Source organism: Altererythrobacter sp. Root672 (genome assembly GCF_001427865.1).
GTDB lineage: Bacteria > Pseudomonadota > Alphaproteobacteria > Sphingomonadales > Sphingomonadaceae > Croceibacterium_A.
This window is the reverse complement of the sequence record NZ_LMHH01000003.1, coordinates 473,690-491,501: the sequence shown is the minus strand read 5'-3', so window position 1 is coordinate 491,501 and position 17,812 is coordinate 473,690. Positions and strand designations below refer to the sequence as shown.

Annotated in this window: 17 protein-coding genes; 10 read left to right on the top strand and 7 right to left on the bottom strand. The window is 63.8% G+C overall.

The features are described 5' to 3' along the window. The first annotated feature begins 115 nt into the window (after positions 1-115). The gene (locus ASD76_RS16350; RefSeq protein ID WP_055925570.1) at positions 116-697 is read left to right on the top strand and encodes a nuclear transport factor 2 family protein; all 582 of its coding nucleotides are present in this window, start codon (positions 116-118) and stop codon (positions 695-697) included. Positions 698-801: 104 nt separating this feature from the next. After that, positions 802-2,748, top strand: a complete 1,947-nt coding sequence (locus ASD76_RS16345; RefSeq protein ID WP_162249690.1) for a transferrin-binding protein-like solute binding protein — start codon at positions 802-804, stop codon at positions 2,746-2,748. Between the two features lie 28 nt (positions 2,749-2,776). Here the strand turns inward: ASD76_RS16345 and ASD76_RS16340 are convergent, their stop codons facing one another. The 4 genes from ASD76_RS16340 to ASD76_RS16325 are packed head-to-tail and all read right to left on the bottom strand — an operon-like array spanning position 2,777 to position 6,100. After that, a complete protein-coding gene (locus ASD76_RS16340; protein WP_055925564.1) occupies positions 2,777-3,307 on the bottom strand; it encodes a DUF3237 domain-containing protein in 531 nt (176 codons plus the stop codon). Continuing rightward, on the bottom strand, positions 3,307-4,056 hold the full coding sequence (locus ASD76_RS16335) for an SDR family oxidoreductase (RefSeq protein ID WP_055925561.1): 750 nt from the start codon (positions 4,054-4,056) through the stop codon (positions 3,307-3,309). The genes ASD76_RS16340 and ASD76_RS16335 overlap by 1 nt, the downstream gene beginning before the upstream one ends. Positions 4,057-4,067: 11 nt before the next feature. Further along, positions 4,068-4,457, bottom strand: a complete 390-nt coding sequence (locus tag ASD76_RS16330; RefSeq protein ID WP_055925558.1) for a nuclear transport factor 2 family protein — start codon at positions 4,455-4,457, stop codon at positions 4,068-4,070. Next, positions 4,454-6,100: a GMC family oxidoreductase gene (locus ASD76_RS16325; RefSeq protein ID WP_055925555.1), complete on the bottom strand. Its 1,647-nt coding sequence runs from the start codon at positions 6,098-6,100 to the stop codon at positions 4,454-4,456. The genes ASD76_RS16330 and ASD76_RS16325 overlap by 4 nt, the downstream gene beginning before the upstream one ends. 80 nt (positions 6,101-6,180) lie before the next feature. Here ASD76_RS16325 and ASD76_RS16320 point away from each other — a divergent pair, with 80 nt between their 5' ends. The 5 genes from ASD76_RS16320 (at position 6,181) to ASD76_RS16300 (ending at position 10,542) form a co-directional block, all read left to right on the top strand. Continuing rightward, the gene (locus ASD76_RS16320) at positions 6,181-6,573 is read left to right on the top strand and encodes a nuclear transport factor 2 family protein (RefSeq protein ID WP_055925552.1); all 393 of its coding nucleotides are present in this window, start codon (positions 6,181-6,183) and stop codon (positions 6,571-6,573) included. 26 nt (positions 6,574-6,599) lie between these two features. Next, entirely contained in the window at positions 6,600-7,544 is a 945-nt protein-coding gene (locus ASD76_RS16315; RefSeq protein ID WP_055925549.1) for a hypothetical protein, read from the top strand. 26 nt (positions 7,545-7,570) lie between these two features. Next, positions 7,571-8,563 carry a hypothetical protein gene (locus tag ASD76_RS16310; RefSeq protein ID WP_055925546.1) on the top strand — a complete coding sequence of 331 codons (993 nt, stop codon included), beginning with the start codon at positions 7,571-7,573 and terminating at the stop codon, positions 8,561-8,563. An 87-nt stretch (positions 8,564-8,650) separates the two neighbouring features. After that, entirely contained in the window at positions 8,651-9,775 is a 1,125-nt protein-coding gene (locus tag ASD76_RS16305; RefSeq protein ID WP_055925543.1) for a cobalamin-independent methionine synthase II family protein, read from the top strand. A 2-nt stretch (positions 9,776-9,777) separates the two neighbouring features. Then, positions 9,778-10,542: an IclR family transcriptional regulator gene (locus ASD76_RS16300; RefSeq protein WP_055925540.1), complete on the top strand. Its 765-nt coding sequence runs from the start codon at positions 9,778-9,780 to the stop codon at positions 10,540-10,542. Positions 10,543-10,821: 279 nt separating this feature from the next. Here the strand turns inward: ASD76_RS16300 and desA are convergent, their stop codons facing one another. After that, the gene (gene desA, locus ASD76_RS16295; RefSeq protein WP_055925537.1) at positions 10,822-12,258 is read right to left on the bottom strand and encodes a syringate O-demethylase; all 1,437 of its coding nucleotides are present in this window, start codon (positions 12,256-12,258) and stop codon (positions 10,822-10,824) included. Between the two features lie 38 nt (positions 12,259-12,296). Then, complete coding sequence (locus tag ASD76_RS16290; protein WP_055925534.1) at positions 12,297-13,001, bottom strand: alpha/beta fold hydrolase; 705 nt, start codon at positions 12,999-13,001, stop codon at positions 12,297-12,299. Positions 13,002-13,117: 116 nt separating this feature from the next. Here ASD76_RS16290 and ASD76_RS16285 point away from each other — a divergent pair, with 116 nt between their 5' ends. The 3 genes from ASD76_RS16285 (at position 13,118) to ASD76_RS16275 (ending at position 16,020) form a co-directional block, all read left to right on the top strand. Then, positions 13,118-13,990, top strand: a complete 873-nt coding sequence (locus tag ASD76_RS16285) for a methylenetetrahydrofolate reductase (RefSeq protein WP_055925531.1) — start codon at positions 13,118-13,120, stop codon at positions 13,988-13,990. 8 nt (positions 13,991-13,998) lie between these two features. Next, positions 13,999-14,940 carry a bifunctional methylenetetrahydrofolate dehydrogenase/methenyltetrahydrofolate cyclohydrolase FolD gene (gene folD, locus ASD76_RS16280; RefSeq protein ID WP_082553903.1) on the top strand — a complete coding sequence of 314 codons (942 nt, stop codon included), beginning with the start codon at positions 13,999-14,001 and terminating at the stop codon, positions 14,938-14,940. Between the two features lie 144 nt (positions 14,941-15,084). After that, positions 15,085-16,020, top strand: a complete 936-nt coding sequence (locus ASD76_RS16275) for an alpha/beta fold hydrolase (protein ID WP_055925528.1) — start codon at positions 15,085-15,087, stop codon at positions 16,018-16,020. Between the two features lie 17 nt (positions 16,021-16,037). Here ASD76_RS16275 and ASD76_RS16270 read toward each other — a convergent pair whose 3' ends face one another. Continuing rightward, positions 16,038-17,789: a winged helix-turn-helix domain-containing protein gene (locus tag ASD76_RS16270; protein WP_235506872.1), complete on the bottom strand. Its 1,752-nt coding sequence runs from the start codon at positions 17,787-17,789 to the stop codon at positions 16,038-16,040. Positions 17,790-17,812: the final 23 nt, after the last annotated feature.

The following is a 17,812-nucleotide window of genomic DNA, read 5'->3' as shown; positions in this document are numbered from 1 at the left end:
GGCCCGCACCGGAGGGCGACGGTTCCGCCGTCGCCCTCCATTCATTTGCAGCGGACTTGCGAACCGCCTGAGTGAAGGGCACTCTCCGCCCCAACAGAAAAAGACGGAGGGGATCATGGCGAAGAACTGGGTAGTGGCCGCAGCGGCGATTGGCGGCATCGCATTGGGCGCGCTGGTCGTGCCGCACGTACCGGGCTTCGCGGCCACCAGCGGAGCGAGCGCCGACAGCACCCTCGCCGATCGCATCGCCATCGAGGACATGGTCACCCGCTACTACGCTCACTTCGGCACCAAGAATGCCGGCGCGTTCGGGGACTATTACACCGAGGACGCCGTGTTCGACGTCAATGGTATCATCTCGACCGGCAAGAAGGAGATCGAAGCTCTCTACGCCAGTTCGGAGGACGAGCCCGACAACGTCACCAACGAGGGCGTGTTCCACATGGTCCTGTCGAACCCGGTGATCGAGGTCGAGGGCGACAAGGCCACCGCCACGTTCCTGTGGACCGGCATCTCCAACCCCGACCCCAAGGCCCCGCCGCAAATCGCCGAGCACGGCCGCGAGTACGACAAGCTCGTCAAGCAGGACGGCAAGTGGCTCATCGCCAAGCGCGTGGTGATCGCCGACAGCGCTCTGCCGGAGCGCTATGCGGCGACGTACCAGCCGCGGTTGGACTACGATATCGGGAAGGAGTGAGCCTCGCTGGCAAAGGGTAAACCGAGCTCACTCGTTCGGGCCGAATATTCAGCGTTGACCGACTTTGAGGTTTCCGCGCAAAAGCCCTCTTTGGGGGGTATCTCATGGAAATTTCGCGAATTTCGATTCTGCTGGCGAGCTGCGCCATGCTTGGCGCGTGTGGAGGAGGCGGAAGCGGAGGTGTTGCCAGCACGCCACCTCCAGTGCCGGCGCCAACGCCTGCACCAACGCCAGTGCCCACACCGACGCCGACACCAACTGCGACGCCAACACCCTCGCCGTTCATCCTGCAGAGTCCGCCACCGCCGACGGTGGTCCCCCAGGCGTCAAGCGGAACACTGACGGAAGCCCTCAAGTCCCCTCAGGGGTTTCTGACCGGCTCCCTCAGCCTGGACGCCAACTATTCAACTGGTTGGCTTAGCTCGGCCAATCGCACCTATGGTACGACCGAGGGGCTCAAGCTCTATGCCGACCCAACCAAGGGTACAAACACCACTTACAACACCCTCGCTGGGGGCTTCTCGTTTTCGGATAACTCCCGAAACGTATACGGCGGGTACAAGGGCTGGAGCCTCAACTCAATTGAGGCCGGGCGCTGGCTGAGATACTTGCTGCCCGGAGAGACCAATGACCGCTTTCCAAATTTCGAGCTGACCTATGTCAGTTACGGAATTTGGGGCGTCGATTCGGTCGATCGGTACGATAACGCCACTCTCGAACATGATCAGCATGAGTTCGCGAGCTTCTTCTATTTTGGCATCCCCACCGCCCCGTCCGACATTCCCCGCAGCGGAACAGCGAGCTATGGCGGGATTGCCGAAGGAAAACTGTACGATATCTCGACAGACTACGACCTGAAAGGGACGGCCACGCTGCTTGCCGATTTCAGCGCTGGCAACATCGCGACGACGCTGCTCCTCAACGGTGTCGACAATTCAAACGGTAGCCCGATCGATCTCGGTTCCCTCGTAGGTAGCGCGACGTTGACGAGCGGCGAAAACGCTTTCCGCGGCACCTGGGCCACTTCCTCGGCGGGATACGAAGGTTCGATACTGGGGAGCTTCTTCGGCCCCGGCGCTGCTGAATTCGGATACACGTTCGGGATCAACAAACCCGACTTTTCCGCCATTGGCGGGGGCGTTGTGGTAGGAGGGCAGGATACCTCCCCGACGCCGGTGCCCCCACCGCCGCCGCCACCGCCGCCTCCTCCGCCGCCGCCCCCACCCGCACCGGCTGGGAGTACATTCCCGCTGGCATCCGCGCAGACCTTCGAGACCCTATCGGCTACAACGAGTTATACGGGCTCGATCCTTACTGGCGGAGTCACAGTAGGGACGACCAAGACCGAGCCGGCGTCCGATCAAGGCACGATCACCGTGACGCCCGATTACGCGAATGGCGTCTACACGGTGCGTCGTGGAAGCACGAATTCGACTTTCAGCCTGCCGGCCCAGTCCCCGCCGCCCAATCCAGGTGTGCGGCTCGTTTCGCTCAGCGATGGAGGCGACGATCGGTTGCTGTTGTTCAACAACCTGCAGACAGGCACGGGTACCAACAACTCCCTGCTGCAGCTGCATTACCTTAGCTTCGGTTTTCTCCACGAAAACGATGTGGTCACGGCCGAGCACAAGACAACGGTTCTATTGTTCGGCGTACCGACGCCCGCAGCGGACGTGCCGCGTTTGGGCACCGCGACCTATGACATCCAGGGCCTTGCGTCTGTGCTGCGTGGCTACGGCACCCAAGCGTACGTGTCCGGCAATTTATCGGTCGATTTCGCCTCCGGAGCGATCAATAACGCCATCACGATCTTCAACTACGATGGCGCCTCGATGCCGCCTACTTACCGGGCAACTGGCAGCGGGACGATCTCTTCGGGAACCCCCTTCTTCTCCGGCTCACTGACCGGCAACGGCAATCCGCTGACCGGCAGTTTTGTCGGGGCTTTCTTCGGCCCAACGGCAGAGGAGGCTGGTTTCGCGTTCGAGCTGACTGGAATTGTAGATGGGGCACAGCAAGTCGTTGTTGGAGCCGCAGGTGGGAAGCGCTGACGCTTAGCGCAGCGGCTTCCCGGAGCTCTCAAACCAACGCGTAATACCGCAGCAGATTCCCGTCGCTGCGCCGCTCACCAACGCCGATGAAGACGTGCTTGGTCAGCCAGTCGTGCTTGCCGACCGGGCATTCGAACGTCGGGTTGCCGCGCAAGTAATAGTCCTCGTGCGGCACCGGATCGCCGCCGTTGAAGGCCCAGTCGCGCAGGCGCTGCATGGTGTCGGGCTTGCGGCCCCACAGGAAGCCCTTGTTGTTGAGCAGGATGATCGTGCCGTCGTCCTCCTCCAGCAGATAGCGCGCGTCGAACGCCGCGACGTCGTCAGGACGGAAGTAGGCGTAGTCGCCGCCCGAGCCGGGAATGGCGCGCCCCTTGAGCAGCGGGCCTTCGAATGTGCCGCCCTGGACCAACACCGCACTGCGCATCCCGCCGGCCGGGACCGGCGCCATGGTGTAGACTTCGGGAAAGGTCAGGCGGACCTCCATCACGAACTCCATGCGCGGATTGTCGACGGTGGAGAACGGCGCGGTGAACGGGGTGGTGTCGTTGAACTCGGGCATTAGCGCAGCTCCAGCAGGCCACCGTCGACGAACAGGTTCGCGGCGGTAATGAACGAGGCGTCGTCACTGGCGAGGAACAGCACGGCTTTTGCCACCTCGTCGCTCTCGCCCATGCGATGCATCGGGATATTGGCGATCATCATTTCCTTGAGGCCGTCTACCTGCTCGTCGCTCATGCCCGGATTGCGGTAGAGCAACGGGGTGTCGATCGGGCCAGGGCTGACCATGTTGAGGCGGATGCCCTCCTTGACCAGTTCCTTGGCGAAGACCTTCATCGCCATGTAAAGCCCGCCCTTGGCCGCGGCATAGGCGCCGTTACCTTCGAGCGCGCCGTGAGCGCCGATCGAGCCGGTGACGACGATGGAACCACCCTTGCCCATGATCCGCAGCGCCTTCTGCAGCGCGAAGACGCAGCCCTTGAGGTTGATCGAGTGGACGTGGTCCCAAGCCTCTTCGGTGATCCCGCGCAGCGGGGCGAACCCACCGACGCCGGCGTTGATGTAGAGCACGTCGATGTGGCCATCCTCGGCCTCGACTTGCGCCACGACCGCTTCGGTGGAGGCGATGTCCGAGATGTCGGAACGGTAGCCCTTGCTGCCGGGAATGCTAGCCACGGCGGCGTCGATCGTCGCCTGATCGCGGCCGGTCAGATGGACCTTGGCTCCTTCGGCGGCGAAGGCCTTCGCGGTCGCCAATCCCATCCCGCTATTGCCGCCCAGCACGAGGACGATCTTGTTCTCGAAACGCATTGCCTAAACCCTCAAAACGCCGAGTTCGGGTTAGGCCCGCCCTCGATCACATCCTGCATCACGTCCCAATGTTCGACGATCAGGCCGTCCTCGACGCGGAAGATGTCGATCACCGCCCAGCCCAGGTCATCGGGCCAGCGCCGCACGTGATAATGCACGGTCACGTGGTCGCCATCGACGAAGGCGCGCTTCACGTCGTGCACCGCCTTCGGCGTCTGCTCGCGGATCATGTCGAGAAACGCCTTGAGGCTCGCGACACCCGGTTCGACCGACTGGTTGTGCTGGATGTAGTCCGGCGAAATGAACCGGTCGACGGCGCCCGAATCCATCGGGTTCAGCACGTGCGCGAACATGTCGAGCACGAGCTTGAGGTTGGCCTCTTCCTGCGGGGTGCGGCTCATGCAGCCACCTGCTGGGGAAGCTCGGCCCGTGGGAGACTACGTCCGCGGATCAGGTCGGCTGCCTTCTCGCCGATCATGATGCACGGCAGGTTGGTATTGCCGCCAGGGACGGTCGGCATGACCGAGGCATCCGCCACCCGCAGGCCTTCGACGCCGATCACCCGCAACTCGGAGTCCACTACCGCGTTCGACCCGGTGCCCATCGCGCAAGTGCTGGTGGGGTGCTGGGCGCAGTAGCAGCTCGCGCGGATGTAGGCGTCGAGCTCGTCGTCGCTGTCCACCTGCACGCCCGGAGTACGTTCGCCGGAGAGCAGGTCACCCATCGGCGCGGTGTTGTAGATCTTGCGGGCTGTGCGGATCGCGCGGCGCATCTGCTCGCGGTCGGACTCTTCGGCCATGATGTTGAGCGTGACCGCCGCGACCTCGCGCGGGTCGGCGCTCTTGAGCTCGACCCAGCCGCGGCTGTCGGGGTGGAGCTGGACCAGCCCGGCCCAGAACACATGCTCCTGCACCGCGCGGATGCCGGGGAACCAGGGCATGGCGTCGAAGCGGATCGGGTTGACCATGATCTGCAGGTCGGGCCGCTCGAGGTGCGGCGCTGTGCGGATGACCACGTTGCAGGAATTGACCTGCGTCGCCATCGGCCCCTTGCCAGTGACCATCCAGCGCGCGGCGTTGAGCGCGATTTTGTCCCACCTGAGCTGGTTGAGGAAAGTGACTGGGTACTTGGCGTTGAATTCGAGGCTGGCGGTCGGATGCTCCTGCAAGTTGCGCCCGACGCCGGGGCTGTCGTGCAGCACCGCGATGCCATGCTCCTTGAGATGCGCTGAGGGTCCGATCCCGCTTAGAAGCAGCAGGTGCGGCGAGTTGTAGGCGCCGCCTGAGACGATCACTTCGCGCCGGGCGCGCACGATCTTGGGTTCTCCGCCGTTGTCGATCTCGACGCCAACGCAGCGCTTGCCCTCGAACACCAGCTTGCGGACCAGCACGCCCGAACGGACATCGAGGTTCTGGCGGCCCATTGCGGGCTTGAGGTAGGCTGTGGCGGCGCTGACGCGGCGGCCGTTGCGGTCGACGGTCTGCTCGCCGCGAGCGAAGCCTTCGGGGTGATCGCCGGCGAGGTCTTCGCTGGTCGAGAACCCGGCAGCCTCGGCAGTCGCCATCATCTCTTCGTGCAGCAGGTAGGGGGAATCGATCGGCCGCACCTGCACCGGGCCGCCGGAACCGTGATAGGTGCCCTCGCCGCGCCAGGAGTCTTCCGACTTCTTGAAGTACGGCAGCACGTCGGCAAACGACCAGCCGTTCGCGCCCATCTGCGCCCACTGGTCGTAGTCGGCCGGATGCCCGCGCATGGCGAACATGCCGTTGATCGAACCCGAGCCGCCCATGACCTTCCCGCGCGGCAGCGGCATGCGCCGTCCGTCGAGATGCGGTTCGGCTTCGGTCCAATAGGTCCAGTTGAAGCGCGGATCGGGCATCGCCTTGAGGAACGCGAGCGGCATCTTGAGGTAGAGGTGCTCGTCGCGTCCGCCTGCCTCAAGCAGCAGCACGTTGGTGCCCGGATCCTCGCTCAGCCGCGCCGCGACGACGCAGCCCGTGCTTCCCGCACCCACGACAATGTAATCGAATGCCTCTTCAGTCACGCACCGCTCTCCTTGAGCCCCGTCGCAGGAGCCCTTGCCGCATTGCTAACGATCGTTAGGATCACTGGCAAGGAGAGGCCATGACAAGAGACGACTACGAGCGCTACGCCGCCGCCTTCAACGCCCGCGACTATGACGCGGTGTTCGACTTCTACGCCGAGAACCCGCGCATGGCGTTCTTCGGCATAGAGATCACCACCCGCGAACAGTTGCGCGCCTTCTACACCTTTCTCCACCGCTTCGTGCGCGAGACGATCACGATCGAGAAGTTCGCCTCCTCAGAGGAGCTGGCGGCGGTCGAGGGCGTGATCCGGATCGAGGGAATCGAGGACCTGACCCGCGAGACGCTCGACGCCAACGGGATGCAGGCCTTCTTCCCCATCGCGAAGGGCGACGTGCAGGAAATGCGGCAATACATTCACTACCATCTGAAAGACGATAAGATACAAAGCGTGGGCTGCGCGCTGGTCTAAGCCAGCGGCACTTGGGGGAGGAAAACATGAAGAGACTGGGCCTTGCACTCGCGGCCTTCGGAGCGGCTGTTCTGGCGCCGCAAGTGGCGTCCGCGCAGGCACCGCAGCCCTGCGACCGGGACTGCCTGATCGGGCTGATGGACCAGTACTATGCGGCTCTGGTCGCTCACGATTCCAGCCGCCTGCCGCTGAGCAACGACGTGAAGTACACCGAGAACGGCCAAGCCCTCACCCTGCGCGACGGGCTGTGGCAGACGGTCAAGGCGCTGCCCTCCTACCGCTTCGACGTGACCGATCCGGAGAACGGCGAAGTCGCCATGCTCGGGATCGTCAAGGAAGGCACCAACGACAACTACATCAGCACCCGGCTGCGGGTAGAGAACCGCCAGATCACCGAGATCGAGAACCTGGTCGTTCGCAGCACCAGCGCCGCTCCTGCAGGCTTCACCCGCATCCCGCAGACCGCCGTGCTACCGATCTTCAATGAGATCGAACCTGCCGCCACCCGCTCCTCCCGCAGCGAATTGCAAGCGGCGGCCAATGCCTACTTCACTGGCATCGATTCCGAACTCACCGGCGCCAACGCGCCGTTCGATCCGCAGTGCCAGCGGATGGAGAACGGCAGCTGGATGGCCAACTCCCCCGATCCCAAGGCCGGCGCGATGCAGAAGCTCGGCTGCAAGGAGCAGTTCGACACCGGGTTCCAGGTCATTGTCACTAACATTCGAGCCAGGCGCTATCCGGTAATCGATGCCGAACGGGGCCTCGTCTACGCCCTAGCCTTCTTCGACCACAGCGGCGCGATCAGCGAATACGGTCGGCCCGACGGCACGGTGCAACCGGTGACCGGCACCTTTACCCAGCCCTTCAGCTTCATGATCGCCGAGGTGTTCAAGGTGCAGGACGGCAAGCTCCGCCAGATCGAGGCGGTGCTGACCACGGTACCCTACGGCATGCCGAGCGGCTGGTAAGATCAAGACAAAAAGGGGAGGAACGAATGACCAAGTGGATGCCGCAGGCCCTTGCCGGGCTCATGCTCACGACTGCGTTGGCGGGGTGCAACAACGCGCAGGCGGACGCCGCTAAACCGGCTTGCGACCGGGATTGCCTGGTCAAGTTGACCCAGGCTTATGTGTCCGGGATCGAGAAGCACTCGGCCGAAGGCGTGCCTTTTTCGGACGAAGCCGTGATCGTCGAAAACCTCAAGCGCATCCGCCAGGGCGAGGGCCTGTGGGCCGACACTACCGGTCCGGGGACGGACTTCGGCGTGATCGTGCCCGACGAGGTGCGCCAGACCGCCGGCTGGATCGGCATGGTCGAGCGCGATGGCAAGCCGGCCATCGTCGCAATCCGGCTCAAGCTCGATCCCAGGGGCAGCATCGTCGAGGCCGAGCATCTTTATTCCGACGTGACCAACGAGTCCCAACTCGCGCAGCTTCAGACCGTGCGTCCGGGCCTGCTCGCGGATGTGCCGGAAGCCAATCGCAAGGATCACGACGAACTGATCAAGATCGGCGCCAGCTACTATCCCGCGCTCGATGACAACGACGGCACCCTGATGCCCTTCGCCGCGGACTGCGAGCGGCACGAGAACGGCATGATCACCGCCGGCGCCAATGCCGGTCCGGGGCCGAACGCCAACACCGCACCGATCGCCCGCGATTGTGCCGGACAACTGTCGAGCAAGGTGATGAGCTACATCACCACGATCGACAATCGCCGCGTCTTCGCCGCCGACCCGCAGACCGGGCTGGTGATGGGCCTGTCGCACTTCCGCCACCCGATGGATTTCCAGCCCTACGAAGTGACCGCGCTCGACGGCACCAAGATCATGTATGACAAGAGCCGCCTGCCGTTCGACCCGTTCGACCTGCCGGCCGCGCATATCTTCAAGGTGGGTGCCGACGGCAGGGTGCACGAGATCGAGGCGATGGGCTTCCTCGCTCCGCTCAACTCGCCAACCGGTTGGGAAACGACCGCGGCGAAGTAGCGCTAACATGCAACAGACCGATGTCGCGGGGGACACCTAACTTCTTCGTCCTTGCGGTAATTTCGCATATCTGAAATAGCTGCCGGCATGATCAAGACTACGCATGTCGGCAGCCTACCCCGTGGCCCAGAACTCGTTCCATTGCTCCTCGCTCGCGACAAGGGGGAGGCTTACGATGAAGCCGAGTTTGACCGGCTGGTGCAGGATGCTGTCGACCAGGCGGTAAAGGACCAGGTCGAAGCTGGCGTCAGCGTCGTCAGCGACGGCGAACTCGGCAAAGTCGGCTATTCGACCTACATCATCGAGCGCCTGTCGGGCTTCGGTGGCCATTCTCCGCGCAAGCCCGCGCTCGACTTGGCAGCCGTGCCGGAACTGACCAAAAAGCTTGCCCACATCATGGGCGCGCAGGAATTCACCCGCGCCTCGGCCATCGGCAAAGTCGAGCTGGTCAACCTGCAGCCGCTGCATGACGACATCCGCCGTTTCAAGTCGGCGATGGAGAAGCACGGCCAGGGCGTCGAAGGCTTCCTCAACTCGGCCAGCCCGGGCCTCATCACCGCTTTCCAGCCGAACCAGTTCTACCCGAGCCACGAAGCCTACCTGGCCGACCTCGCTGACGCGATGCGCCCGGAATACGAGGCGATCGTCGATGCCGGCTTCCAGCTTCAGCTCGACTGCCCCGATCTCGCGATGAGCCGCCACACCGGCTACCAGGACATGACTGAGGCGGAGTTCCTCAAGACCATTACGGCCAACGTCGAAGCGCTCAACGCCGCCACGGCCAACATCGCGCCGGAAAAGCTGCGCATGCACGTGTGCTGGGGTAACTACGAAGGCCCGCACGACTTCGACATCCCGCTCGAGAAGATCATCGACGTGGTGCTCTCGGCCCGTCCCGCCACCATCCTGTTCGAAGCCGCCAACCCGCGCCACGAGCATGAGTGGGTCGTGTGGAAGGCCGCCGACACCACCGGCAAGATCCTCGCCCCCGGATTCATCGATTCCTGCTCCAACTACATCGAGACCAGCGAGCTGATCGCTCAGCGGATCGAACGGTTCGCCGATTTCGTCGGCAAGGACAGGGTCGTCGCCAGTTCCGACTGCGGGTTCGGTACCTTCGCCGGCTACGGCAAGATCGATCCCGCGGTTGCTTGGAAGAAGCTCAAGGCGCTGCGCGAAGGCGCGGATATCGCCGACAAACGGATAGGATAGCGATGGTCGAGAACGGGTCAGTTGCCGCGGCGCAATCCAGCCAGGTCAAGTCGGCGACCCGTACGCTCGACATCATCGAATATGTCGTCGCTCATGACCGGCCGCTGGTCGCCCAGGAGATCGCGGTAGCGCTCGGCATTCCGGTTTCGAGCCTGTCCTACCTGCTCGGCACATTGGTGGAGCGGGACTATCTCGCGCGCGATGGGCGCCGCTACTCGGCCGGTCCGGGGCTCGAACGCCTGCAGGCTCGTCCCGGCGGGTTCACCCTGGCCGACCGCGCGGCGCCGCTGGTGCGCACCCTGCGCGTCCAGCTCAACGAGACGACCAGCTTCTTCGTCCGCATCGACTGGGACGTCGAGGCGATCGTGACCGAGACCAGCGAGCAGGCCCTGCGCTATTCGATCGACATCGGGCGGCGCCTGCCGATGCACGCGCTCGCCTCTGGCAAAGCGCTTCTCGCCGCGTTGCCCGCTGAGGATCTGGAACGCTATTTCGCCGAAGTCGAGCGGTCGAGGTTCACACCTACGACCGTCACCAGCGAGAAGGCCCTGCGAAAGGACCTCGCCGAGGTGCGCCGGACCGGGTTCGCGGTAACCAACGAGGAATATTCGCTCGGCATCCGCGGCATTGGCCGAGTGGTGACCATGGGCGGCGAGGTTGTCGGTTCGCTGTCCTTCGGCATTCCCAAGGCCCGCTTCGACGAGAGCATGAAGCGCCGGGCGATGGATCTGCTCGAGCGTACTGCAGGACTGCTCGAAGCCTGCTGAGGGCGATCGCCAAGCGGAGAGTTTCCTAGATCCTCCCCGAGCAAGCTCGGGGAGGGGGACCGTCCGCGCAGCGGATGGTGGAGGGGCTCGCCTTTTTCCGCTTACCCCTCCGTCACGCGCTTGCGGCGTGCGCCACCTCACCGAGACAAGCTCGGGGAGGATCGTTCCCCTCGGGGAACATGGCTAGCGGACGCAGGAAAGCCCTGAGGCCCTCCACCGCCCACAAAAAAAGGGGCGGTCACCTCGCGGTGGCCGCCCCTTCCTTATGGGTCAGTTCGCTTACGCGTTGACGAGCGTGCTCGCCCCAACGCCCTTCTGGCGCCAGGAGTCAGCGTAAGAGTCACGCGCCACGGCCGAGTACGGAACCGGCGACACGGTCGCGCGGATTTCGAACTGGACGTGCGATTCGACGGTCGGCTTGGTGGTGCCGCCGTTGGGTTCGCCCCAAACCAGCGTCACTTCCTTGCCGAACTCGACGTGAGCCGGGTCGATCATCGCGAGCGAGAGCATGGCGCCCTCGTTCGAGCTGTAGCCGATCCAGGTCGAAACGCCGATCAGCTTGCCGTCGACCTTGACGGCGTCGAACGGGTGCATCGCGTAGACGGCGCTCGGGAACTCGAAGTACTTCGCACGGTCGCCCGTGGTGAAGTTCGACGAGATGGCGGCCATCACGTCTTCGGTGTTGAGAGCCAGGGTAACCTTGGTCTTGTGGGTCTCGTTGGCCATGCGCTCGAGAGCCTCGCGGCCGACGAAGTCATGGTCGAACTTGACGATGTGGCCGTAACCGATGTCCCACGGCGTGAGGTAGTAGCCCTCGATGCTGTCGGGAACGTACGAACCGCCGATCGAGCAAACGCCAGCGTAGGACTTGCCCGAAGCCCAGGCGCGGTAGTCCTTCATCATCTGGCTGTCGCCGGTGTAGAACGCGGGCAGCGGCGAAGGCAGCCAGCCGGATTCCAGCGTGTTCGACGAGTAGGCACGGCCGCCGACCAGGGTCAGGCCGTCGTTCTTGCCGGCTTCGACCAGCGCAGCGTGAACCGCGGCGTAGTCTTCCCACGGACCGAACAACTCGTAGCCCGGCTGACCGGCCATGCCGTGACGGAGGGCGATGACGTCCTTACCGTTGATGTCGACGTGAGCCATGTTGAAGAACTTCAGGTCCGGCGCGGTCTGGCCCATCGCCTGGCTGAGGATCTTCATCGCGTTCGGGCCCTGGAGCTGGAAGCGATAGTTCTTGCGCTTGCCGTCGGTGCGCAGAGCGGTACGCTCGTCACGCTCGATGGTCACGTTCCACTTGCTGCCATCCGCCTTCGGATACTGAGCGTGGAATTCGACCCACTCGATCGCCGGAGCGCGGCCAACCAGCGAGAACTCGTTCTCGGCCAGGTAGAACAGGATCACGTCGCCGATCACGTAGCCGTCCGGGGTCACCGGAACGTACTGCTTCGCTTTGTTGACGGCGAAGTTCTTGAAGCTGTTGATCGCGGTGTATTCGAGCAGCGCATAGGCGTCCGGACCACGGACGTAGAGCTCGACCATGTGGTAGGACTGGTTGAAGAGCACGGCGCTCTTCGCCCAGGCGCGCTGTTCGTTGCGCCAGTTGGAGTATTCTGCCGGCACGCCCGGATAGACGTTCGGGCCGACTTGCTGGTTGCGCAGGAAGTCGACGACGTCGCCTGCCTGGTCCAGCTTCTGCTGCAGCGTTTGTTCAGTCATTCTATGCCTCTCCTAAAGGCGGGTTGACGGGTAGGGGTTCAGTCGTTCGCCGGCTCATTGAGCCAGGCGGCGATGGCTTGGTTGACCGCGTCGGGCGCCTCGAGGGGCAGCATGTGCCCCGCACCTTCTACGATTACCAGTGTTGAATCGGCGATTCGGTCGGCGATTGCTTCGTGCTGCGGCGGCGGGCTCCAGCCGTCGAGTTCGCCGGTCATGACCAGCGTCGGACAAGCGACCTCGGCGAGCAGGCTTTCCTGCTCCGGCCGGGTCAGCAGCGCGTTGATCTGGGCGTCGAAAACGTCCTGGCCCATGCTGAGGCACATCTGCCGCATCGGGGCGTAGAGCCCGGGCTTGTCGCGGTTCACGTCGGCAACCATTGGCGGAAGCCAGGTGTCGACCAGCTTTTCGAAGCCCTGTTCGTGACCGAGCGCCTGAAGGGCGTGGCGGTTGGCCGGTTCGGTCGGGCGCAGCGAGTGAACGCCAGTGCTCGAAATGGCGAGGCGACGGACCCGGTGCGGCGCGAGACGGAACACCTCGAGCGCGACTCGCCCGCCCATCGAATGGCCGAACAGGTCGAATCGCTCGGGCGCCTCGTCGAGCGCGATCTGCGCCATCTCCGGAAGCGAGTTGGCGAGGCCATAGCTGTTGATAGCCTTCGACCCAGGAAACGCAGCGATTTGAGGCGCAAAGGTGCGCGCATCGCAAATCAGCCCGGGGAGGAACAGCAGCATCGCTCTCGTCATGTTGTTCGCAGGTGTGAAAATTTCGTCTATCCGAAAACAATCAGTCGCGCTAGGGGCTTTGTCATCGCGCGGGAAACGCTTATGGCGCCGCCGCGCACACGAGAGGAGCTGAATCGATGTCCTATGCCTCAATCCACCCCGATTGGGAGAAGCCCCGTCGCAATATGGCCGACGGCTATTCACTGGAAATGACGGCCAAGGAAATCGAAGGCCTGCGCGAAGCCGCGCCCCTGATTCGTCCCGGCACCCAGATCGCCGTGACCTTCCTCCCGGGTGAAGAGATCGAACAGCGCGTCGAAGCCGCCGTGCTGGTGCGCGAGCTCGGGTTCGAACCGATCGTCCACCTGTCCGCCCGCCGCATCCTGTCGGAAGCGCAGCTCGACAAGTACCTCGAAGACATCACCACCAAGGCCGGCGTGAAGCGCGTCTTCATCATCGCGGGCGATCCGCCCGAGGCCGAGGGCCCCTATTCGGACTCGCTGCAGATCATCGAGACCGGCCTGCTGCAGAAGCACGGCATCCAGATCGTCGGCATCGGCGGCCACCCGGAAGGTCACCCGAACAACACGCCCGAACAGCTGTGGGACTGGATGGAGCGCAAGATCGCCGCGATCCGCGCCGGCGGCATGACTCCGCTGGTCGTCACCCAGTTCGCCTTTGACGACGACGCGATCGTCGAATGGGTCGGCGAAATGCGCAAGCGCGGCATCGACGTGCCGGTGCGCCTCGGCGTCCCCGGCCCGGCCGGCATCAAGCGCCTGCTCGGCTTCGCCAAGCGCTGCGGCGTGGGCGCCTCGGCCAGCGTGATGAAGAAGTACGGCATCTCGCTGACCAACCTCATTGGCAGCGCCGGTCCGGACAAGCTGGTCAACTCGCTCGACACGAAGCTCAACGACGAAGAGCATGGCCGCGTGCGCCTGCACTTCTATCCGTTCGGTGCGCTGACCCCGTCGGCCGAGTGGATCAACCAGTACGACGCGAAGCACTGAGCCTCGGCATGGCAGAGGTGATCGACGGCCGTAAGGTAGCGGCCAAGCTGGACGAACAGACCAAGGCGGAGGTCGACGCGCTGGTAGCAGCAGGTGGGCCCCGTCCCGGCCTGACCGTGATCCTGGTGGGCGACGATGGCGCGAGCCAGGTCTACGTCCGCCGCAAGATCAAGGGTTGCGAGAAGGTCGGCATTCGTTCGTCCGAACATCGCCTCCCCGCCGATACCACGCAGGAAGAGCTGCTCGCCCTAGTCGACCAGCTCAACCACGACCCCGAGGTCCATGGCATCCTCTGCCAGGTGCCGCTGCCGGCGCACATCGACACGCGCACCGTGCTCGGCGCGATCGCTCCGGAGAAGGACGTCGACGGGTTCCACCCGGTCAACGTCGGCCGCCTTTCGACCGGCACTGGCGGCATGGTGCCCTGCACTCCGCTCGGCGTGATGATGCTGCTTGAATCGGTGATCGACGATTTCGTCGGCCTCGATGCAGTGGTGATCGGCAAGTCCAACATCGTCGGCAAGCCCGTCGCGCTGATGCTGCTCGACCGTGAGTGCACCGTCACCGTCACTCACATCTACACTGAGAACCTGCCCGAGATCGCCGCCAAGGCCGACATCATCGTCGCCGCCGCCGGCGCGCCCGAGCTGGTCAAAGGTTCGTGGGTCAAACCGGGCGCGGTCGTGATCGACGTCGGCATCACCCGCATCATGGGTGAGGACGGCAAGGAGAAGCTGGTCGGCGACGTCAAGTTCGACGAAGTCCAGCACGCCAAGGCAGTGACTCCAGTCCCCGGCGGCGTCGGTCCGATGACCATCGCCTGCCTGCTGCACAACACCGTCCAGGCCGCCAAGGCCATCGGCAAGGCCCCGGCCCCAAACGGCGACCGTGACTACCACGACGCGCCGGACCGCTCGCTGATCTACGGTGAGGGCGCTTCGAGGGATTGAGGGTTAGCGGTTCGCTTTCCACCCAGCGGTGATAGCCGCTTCGGGTGGAAAGCGGACGTCGACCGCGGAGATGACCAACCTGTCGCGCACGGTGACGTGCAGCGGGCTAGCTGCTAGGCAACGCCCGTCGACAGGGGGACCCACATGATCCGTCAATCTCATTGGTTTGCAGTATTCATTGCCGGTCTGTTCGCCGCGACCCCCGCGATGGCCGGGGTCGAGCCATTTCCCTCGACCTTCGAGACACGCGAAATTCCTGTCGACGGCGCGACGATTCATACGCGGATCGGCGGTCATGGGCCCCTGGTCGTGCTCTTGCATGGGTTTGGCGATACCGGGGACATGTGGGCGCCGCTCGCAAGGCGGCTGGCCGCCGATCACACGGTCGTCGTCCCGGACCTGCGCGGAATGGGCCTCTCATCACATCCCGAGATCGGGTACGACAAGAAGAGCGAGGCCGGCGATATCGCGGCGGTGCTCCACGCGCTCGGGCTCGAGGGTTCCCTGGCGTTGGTCACGCACGACATCGGCAATATGGTCGGCTACGCTTTCGCCGCCCAGAACCGCGACCGGGTCACTCGCTGGGTGGTGATGGACGCGCCGCTGCCCGGGCTTGGCAATTGGGACACCGTGGTCAAGGACCAGCGAACTTGGCACTTCGACTTCTTCGGCCCTGACGAGGAACGGCTCGTCGCCGGTCGGGAGCGGATATACCTCGATCGCTTCTACAACGAACTATCGGCCGACCCGAAGCACATCGACGAAGAGACGCGTGCCCATTATGCCGCGCTCTACTCCCGTCCGAACGCGATCCATAACGCGTTCGCGCAATTCGCGGCCTTCCGCCAGGACGCCGTCGATAACCAGAAATTCCTCGCCGAGGGCAAGCTCGCCATGCCGATCCTCGCGATTGGTGGAGAAAAGTCGTTCGGCGAGGGTTTCGCGAACGAGATCGCTTTCGCCGCGACTGATGTCCGCGGGCTCAGCATCCGCGATTCCGGTCACTGGTTGATGGAAGAACAGCCCGAGGCGACGATGGGCGCGATCCTGGCTTTCCTCGGGGAGCCGGGGACGCGGTGACTTCTGAGGGCTTGCGCTTAGTCGGTGACCTCGAAATCACCGTTGCCGAGCGGCTTGACGATATCTCCCCACCGGCCGGTTTGCCGCCAGTAGTCGGGAAGACCCAGCGCCTCGAGAATGGCCTTGAATCGGAGGTCGCGGTGCGCTTGCCGGAAAGGCGTCTGCCACATGACGCAGCGCAGATCGACGATGTTGTCGCTGTCTACGAAGACACGCTGGAACACCGCGAGCACGGCATCGATGTCGTCATAGAATGCCGCAAGGCGTGCTATCCAGAGCTGTCGAAGCGGGTCTTGGCAAGCCGGGTCGGTGAGGGCCGCGCGAACGAGCCTCTTGGCTGCTTCGGGATTGTGCAGCACCGGCTCGAGCTGCCTGTTCACGGGTACAGTCGAGACGTATCCCCCGGCCTCCAGCATGATCCGAAACTGGGCAGACAGCTGCTCCCGTGTCGCCCGCCCCTTGGCCCGGAGGAACGTCGAGAACTCGAAGTGTCCCCTGTCACCAGGCAAGTCCCGGTTTCGCCGGGCTTCTGCGTCGGCTTCGTCTAGCCGTCCGCAGATATCGAGAAGATCATGCAAGCCCAGAGATGAGTTTCGATCCATGGGATCGCGTTGAACCCTGCGCTGAAACAACTCCAGGACTGGCCCGAAGCGCCCTACGTAGAAATCGAAGAACTCCGGACAACCCCAGAACATTCCCAGATCCTGGCCCTTCGGGACCGCTTGGTTCAGCGTTTCGGCAAGGACCAGTTCGCCCTTTCGCACATGCTCCCGGCAACGCATGAGCAGCAAGAGCGCGTCATTGGGAGCAAACGCCGTCGCCTGTTCGATCAAGTGTTTTCGCTGGCGATCACATTCATCTCTGTTTTCTGGCGACAGGAATTCGAGATGGTCGAGCGCTGCCGCCTGCTGGTGATAGGCGAGCATGAACTTCGGATCGAGCTCAACCGCCCGCGTTGCGAGGCCGAGCGCCTTCTCGACATTCGTTAGGCCGTGCTGTCCTAACAATGCGCGAGCACGCAGGACGAGATCGTAGGCTTCGAAATTGTCGGTTCCCCGATCCTCGATCGCATGCTTTTCGCTCGGCAGCAGCTCGACTTCGAGCGCCTTGACGATCGCCTGCGCCACTTCGTCCTGCAGCGTGAAGATGTCGACGAGATCACGATCGTAGCGTTCCGCCCAGACATGCAGGCCGCTCGCTCCGTCAATCAGCTGCGCCGTTATGCGGACCCTGTCTCCTGCTTTGCGTACACTTCCTTCCAGCACGTGGCTAACCGCGAAACGCCGCACGACCTCGCCTATCCCCACGTCCTGCCCCTTGAGCGAGAACGCCGTGTGGCGCGCGATGACGTTTAGCCCTGATACCCCGCCGAGATCGGTGATGATGTCTTCGGATATGCCGTCGGCGAAGTATTCCTGCTCCTGCCCCACGCTCATGTCGACGAAAGGCAACACAATTAGCGATGGCGGGCCGCCATCCGGCTGGCATTCGGGCAATTCGATCTGATAACCGATGCCGCGAACGGTCTTGAGCATTCCGGCGTCGGGGCCCAGCGCCTTGCGCAGAGCGACTATCTGCGCTTGGACGGCGTTTTCCTCAACAACCGCAGTGGGCCAAACGGCGGCAATGAGTTCGTCCTTGGTTACAAGATCGCCCTTGGCCTCCACCAGCACTGAAAGCACTTCGAGCGCCCTTCGCCCGACCGGAACGCGTGCACCGTCTGCCAGCAATTGGCGTCTGGGCTGCAGGGTCAGCCGGCCAAGCCGCACCTGTTCCAAGCGAGAGGCTCCTT

Coding starts and splice junctions, on each gene's coding strand:
- ASD76_RS16350 (WP_055925570.1), top strand. CDS start 116: ATGGCGAAGAACTGGGTAGTGGCCGCAGCGGCGATTGGCGGCATCGCA.
- ASD76_RS16345 (WP_162249690.1), top strand. CDS start 802: ATGGAAATTTCGCGAATTTCGATTCTGCTGGCGAGCTGCGCCATGCTT.
- ASD76_RS16340 (WP_055925564.1), bottom strand. CDS start 3,307: ATGCCCGAGTTCAACGACACCACCCCGTTCACCGCGCCGTTCTCCACC.
- ASD76_RS16335 (WP_055925561.1), bottom strand. CDS start 4,056: ATGCGTTTCGAGAACAAGATCGTCCTCGTGCTGGGCGGCAATAGCGGG.
- ASD76_RS16330 (WP_055925558.1), bottom strand. CDS start 4,457: ATGAGCCGCACCCCGCAGGAAGAGGCCAACCTCAAGCTCGTGCTCGAC.
- ASD76_RS16320 (WP_055925552.1), top strand. CDS start 6,181: ATGACAAGAGACGACTACGAGCGCTACGCCGCCGCCTTCAACGCCCGC.
- ASD76_RS16315 (WP_055925549.1), top strand. CDS start 6,600: ATGAAGAGACTGGGCCTTGCACTCGCGGCCTTCGGAGCGGCTGTTCTG.
- ASD76_RS16310 (WP_055925546.1), top strand. CDS start 7,571: ATGACCAAGTGGATGCCGCAGGCCCTTGCCGGGCTCATGCTCACGACT.
- ASD76_RS16305 (WP_055925543.1), top strand. CDS start 8,651: ATGATCAAGACTACGCATGTCGGCAGCCTACCCCGTGGCCCAGAACTC.
- ASD76_RS16300 (WP_055925540.1), top strand. CDS start 9,778: ATGGTCGAGAACGGGTCAGTTGCCGCGGCGCAATCCAGCCAGGTCAAG.
- desA (WP_055925537.1), bottom strand. CDS start 12,258: ATGACTGAACAAACGCTGCAGCAGAAGCTGGACCAGGCAGGCGACGTC.
- ASD76_RS16290 (WP_055925534.1), bottom strand. CDS start 13,001: ATGACGAGAGCGATGCTGCTGTTCCTCCCCGGGCTGATTTGCGATGCG.
- ASD76_RS16285 (WP_055925531.1), top strand. CDS start 13,118: ATGTCCTATGCCTCAATCCACCCCGATTGGGAGAAGCCCCGTCGCAAT.
- folD (WP_082553903.1), top strand. CDS start 13,999: ATGGCAGAGGTGATCGACGGCCGTAAGGTAGCGGCCAAGCTGGACGAA.
- ASD76_RS16275 (WP_055925528.1), top strand. CDS start 15,085: ATGATCCGTCAATCTCATTGGTTTGCAGTATTCATTGCCGGTCTGTTC.